This window comes from Teichococcus vastitatis, assembly GCF_003604215.1.
Taxonomy (GTDB): Bacteria; Pseudomonadota; Alphaproteobacteria; order Acetobacterales; family Acetobacteraceae; genus Pseudoroseomonas; species Pseudoroseomonas vastitatis.
On record NZ_QXGS01000093.1, the window covers coordinates 1 to 4,320 of the forward strand.

The following is a 4,320-nucleotide window of genomic DNA, read 5'->3' on the forward strand; positions in this document are numbered from 1 at the left end:
CTTTCCGGCACAGGCGCGGATGAAGTTCGTCGCCGTCCTCCGGGGGACATGCTGGATCATGGTCACAGGGCAGCCGCCGCGAGCGCTCTCGGCGGGCGACACCTTCTTGCTCGGCAACACCGCCTATACGGTGGCAAGCCACCCAGATGTCGCGCCGGTCAACGGTATGCCTCTGTTCGCCATTCCCGGCCGCGATGTTGTCCGTCTAGGCGGAAACGAGACCGTCTCGGTCGGCGGTGTCATTGCCTTCGCAAACGGGGAAGCCGACTTTCTGCTAAATGCGCTGCCGTGCTTCATGCATATCGCCAAGCAGGCGCTCTCGGCTTCCGCGGTCGTGAGAACCCTGGGCCTGCTGGAAGCCGAGACCGAGCGGCCCGGGCCGGGCAGCACTCTCATCATGGCCCGGCTGGCCGAGATCCTGCTCGTGGAAGCGATTCGCGCCTATGTGGCTGACCATGGGGAGGAGAGCCATGGCTGGATCGGTGCCCTGGCGAACCGCCGGACCGGCGAGGCACTCCGCCTGATGCACGGCAACATTGCCCATCCCTGGACCGTCGAGGGACTGGCGACACGGGTCGGCATGTCGCGCTCGGCCTTCGCCGCCCTGTTCACCAGCCGGGTTGGCCGCCCGCCGCTGGATTACCTGACGCATTGGCGCATGACACTGGCGCGCCGCTTGCTGGAGCAGGGGAGAGTGGACGTCGCAACCGTCGCTGCCCGCGTGGGCTACACATCTCAGAGTGCATTCGGCCACGCCTACAAACGCACGATCGGCCACTCTCCGCGGCGAAGGGCGTGGAAGGCCTGAGCCGGAAGCGCTCATTGATCCAGCCTCCGGCCGAGTGACGCGTCCGCTTCTGGGATGCTGAACGTGATCGAGGCATGACCGATATGGGCGCTAAGCTGCCAAACCAAGGGCTCATCAGCTTCGCGCTGCCTAACGGCGGCTACGCGACCGATGAAGAATAAGACAACCACCCAAAGCCGTCCGAGACGCCGGGTTTATCAGATCAAACAGAGCCATAGTCATGCGCAGGGCAGGGGGCTTTCCCGGTCCTTTCTATAGAAGCGCTGGCCGTCGAACTCGGCAAAGTCTTGCCGGAAGCGGCCTAGCCGCTTCCGGCGAACAAGATCGGATAGCGGACACCGTCCGCTGCGGTAAGGTTGTTCACCCGCGCACGTCGGCGCCACCGAACACGACCTGATTGCGTACCGCCGGCTGAAAGAGGCCGTAGAGGAACTTCTGATCGCCACCGCTCGCCGCGTCCAGCGCTCCCAACTGTTCGGGCGGCAACTCGAGGCCGAGCGCGGCCACGTTGTCCGCCACCTGCTCAGCGCGGCTCACGCCCATCAGCGTGGACGCGACGCCCGGCCGCCGCGCCACCCATGCCAGCGCGACGCGGGCCGGGCTCTCGCCCACCGCCTCCGCGACGCGCGTCAGCGCCTCGACGATGGCCCAGTTGCGGTCGGTGAACAGCGTATCGCCAAACGGGTTGTCGCCGTCTAGCCGCTTGTCCCCCTCCGGACGCCGCCGGTCGCCCGCTTCCGCCTGGTTCGGCACGCCGCCTCTGCGCGGCGCGGCGGCTTCCAGGGCAGCGCGGTCGTACTTGCCGGTCAGCAGGCCGTAGGCCAGCGGGCTCCACGGCACCAGTCCCATGCCAAAGGCCCGGGCCAGCGGGACGTGCTCGCTCTCCACCCCGCGCTCGACCAGCGAGTAGAAGTACTGCAGCCCGATGGGCGACGGCAGTCCACGAACCCACGCCAGCGTGGCCAGCTGCGCCGCGTACCAGGCCGGCGAGTTCGAGATGCCCCAGTAGCGGATCTTCCCCGCCTGGATCAGCGCCGCCATCGTCTGGAGTAGTTCTTCCGCCGGCGTGACGCCGTCCCAGATGTGGATCCAGTAGAGGTCGATGAAGTCGGTGCCCAGCCGCCGCAATGAGCGCTCAACCGCCGCATGGACGTGCCGCGCGCTGTTGCCGCCCTGGTGGAACCCCTGGCCCGTCGCGAAGCCCGACTTGGTAGCGATCACCATCCGGTCGCGCGCGCCGTGCTCGGCGACGAACCTGCCGACCATCTCTTCCGAGCGGCCGCTCGAGTACACGTCGGCTGTGTCGACGAAGTTGCCGCCCAACTGGGCGTAGCGTTCGAAGATGGCCCGGCTGCCAGCCTCGTCGGCGCCCCAGCGTGCCGTGCCGAAGGTCATCGTGCCCAAGGCGAGCGGGCTGACCAACAGGCCCGAACGGCCGAGCGGGCGGTAGGTTTGAAGGTTCATACGGTGCTCCTGTCTGGCTGCACCTGCCCATGATGGACTGCAGCCGCAGGGTCGATTAGTGCCTCAGGGGCACATGGGCTGCTGAAGGATTTTCAGGAATGGACCGCGAGCTCTGGTCGGGCCTGGCCGTATTCGCCGAGATCGTGGAGGCGGGCAGCTTCGCCAAGGCAGCGACGCGGCTGGGACTGTCGGCGTCGGCGCTCAGCCACGCCATGCGGGCCCTGGAGGGCAGGCTGGGCATGCGCCTGCTGGACCGCACCACCCGCTCCCTCTCGCCCACCGGCGCGGGCGAGCAGCTCCTGCTGCGGCTGCGCCCCGCCATGTCCTCGGTGGAGGAGGTGCTGGCCGAGCTGGACGTGGCGCGCGACCGCCCGGCAGGGCGGGTCCGCGTCAACGCGCACCGGCCGGCGGCCGTCCACCTCGTCCTGCCGCGCATCGCCACTCTCGCGCAGCGCTGCCCGGAGGTGGCGGTGGAACTGGTCGTCAATGACGGGTTGATCGACATCGTCGCCGAGCGGTTCGACTGCGGCGTGCGGCACGAGGGCGGTCTGCAGGGCGACATGATCTCCGTCCGGATCAGCGAGCCGATGGAACTCGTCTTCGCGGCGACGCCCGCCTACCTGGAGGCGCACGGCGCGCCGGCGACGTCCGACGACCTTGGCGCGCACCGCTGCATCAGCTATCGCCATACCTCGTCCGGAGCGCTCCACCGTTGGGAGTTCGTGCGCGACGGCGAGGTGTTCGCGCGCGCGGTGCCCGAGACCTTCGTCACCAACGATGTCGACCTGATGCGGGACGCCGCACTGGCTGGCCTCGGCGTCGTGTGCCTGCTGCGCCTCCAGGCCGCCCCGTACCTGGCCTGCGGGGCGCTGGCGGAGGTGCTGCCGGGATGGGCGCCGGTGCTGGCCGCCAACCACCTATATTACCCGAGTCGTCGCCAGCCGAGCGCCGCCTTCCGCGCCTTTCTGGAGGTGATGCGGGCTTGAGGAAGAAGGTCCTGGCAATTCTGATGGCGGCCACTGTGATCCGCCAAAGCTGGCGCGCCCCAGCCGCTTACAGAAACGGCGGCGTATGCAATCAGTGACTGGATTGAGCGCTTAGTCGTCAATCCAGGCTCCTTGTGGGCAACACCGCCGTGCATTGGATCGCTTTAGCGTATCCGGACCTCAGGTCATTTTGGCCGCCTTGGCCTGATCGTAGGTGGTGCGAGCTACGGTGAAGGCCTCGAGATTCTCGGCCGCCCACAGCCATAACGGATGCACCCGTTCAATGAGGGCGTGACCAAGAGGCGTGGCAGCGTAATCGACCCGGATCGGCACTTGCGCGGTGACCGTGCGGGTGATGAAGCCGTCCCGTTCGAGTTCTCGCAGCGTCGCGGTCAGGGATTTTTGGCTGACACCGTCGATGCGCTCCAGCAGTCGCGAGAAGCGCAGCGGGCCGTCTTCTGTCAGTTCGCTCAGAGCCCAAAGGCTCCATCTATCCACGACACGGGCCAACACATCGCGGATCAATGCCTGATCGCTCTGCGGCATCGTTTCGCACAGGTCGTCATGGATGTCGCCTATCGGTGTTGAAACGGCTCTCTTTGGCATGCTTTTCCCTTCATAGCACCAGCAGGTTCCTTTGTTACCTATAGGTACCTGATTGCGAATGGATACAAGAGATCTCACCTTCGGGCTATGACCAAGCCCTGGACCGTTCAAGACATTCCGCCCCAGACTGGGAAGCGCATCATCATAACGGGTGCCAATAGCGGCATCGGCTGGCACACGGCACTGGAGCTGGCACGGGCAGGTGCCGAGGTGACGATTTCAGCCCGCTCGCAGGAGAAAGCCGAGGGAGCCGCCGCGCGTATCCGAGCTCAGGTTCCGCAAGCGCACATAAAGATGGGTGTCATGGATCTCGCGAACTTCGCATCAGTTCGCGCCTTTGCTGAACGGGAAATGGTCGATCCGCGGCCGGTCGACGTGCTTGTGAATAACGCAGGCATCATGGCGCTACCGAGACGGGAGGTTAGTAAAGACGGCTTCGAGATGCAGTTTGCCACC

The 4,320-nt window shown here is 66.2% G+C and carries 5 protein-coding genes; 3 read left to right on the plus strand and 2 right to left on the minus strand.

All coding sequences use genetic code 11. The features are described from left to right. The coding region (locus D2K64_RS22920; RefSeq protein ID WP_157986079.1) for an AraC family transcriptional regulator at positions 1-808 on the plus strand (808 nt) is incomplete at its 5' end. A gap of 360 nt (positions 809-1,168) precedes the next feature. Here D2K64_RS22920 and D2K64_RS22925 read toward each other — a convergent pair. Then, positions 1,169-2,272, minus strand: coding sequence for an aldo/keto reductase (locus D2K64_RS22925; protein ID WP_120010693.1), 1,104 nt, complete (start codon positions 2,270-2,272; stop codon positions 1,169-1,171). A 98-nt stretch (positions 2,273-2,370) separates the two neighbouring features. On the opposite strand from D2K64_RS22925, the gene D2K64_RS22930 reads away from it, so the two are divergent. Then, positions 2,371-3,258 carry a LysR family transcriptional regulator gene (locus D2K64_RS22930; RefSeq protein WP_120010694.1) on the plus strand — a complete coding sequence of 296 codons (888 nt, stop codon included), beginning with the start codon at positions 2,371-2,373 and terminating at the stop codon, positions 3,256-3,258. Between the two features lie 180 nt (positions 3,259-3,438). Here the strand turns inward: D2K64_RS22930 and D2K64_RS22935 are convergent, their stop codons facing one another. Then, the gene (locus D2K64_RS22935; protein WP_120010695.1) at positions 3,439-3,864 is read right to left on the minus strand and encodes a winged helix-turn-helix transcriptional regulator; all 426 of its coding nucleotides are present in this window, start codon (positions 3,862-3,864) and stop codon (positions 3,439-3,441) included. Positions 3,865-3,951: 87 nt separating this feature from the next. On the opposite strand from D2K64_RS22935, the gene D2K64_RS22940 reads away from it, so the two are divergent. Continuing rightward, on the plus strand, positions 3,952-4,320 hold a 369-nt coding region (locus D2K64_RS22940), incomplete at its 3' end, for an SDR family NAD(P)-dependent oxidoreductase (RefSeq protein WP_120010696.1).

Coding starts and splice junctions, on each gene's coding strand:
- D2K64_RS22925 (WP_120010693.1), bottom strand. CDS start 2,272: ATGAACCTTCAAACCTACCGCCCGCTCGGCCGTTCGGGCCTGTTGGTC.
- D2K64_RS22930 (WP_120010694.1), top strand. CDS start 2,371: ATGGACCGCGAGCTCTGGTCGGGCCTGGCCGTATTCGCCGAGATCGTG.
- D2K64_RS22935 (WP_120010695.1), bottom strand. CDS start 3,864: ATGCCAAAGAGAGCCGTTTCAACACCGATAGGCGACATCCATGACGAC.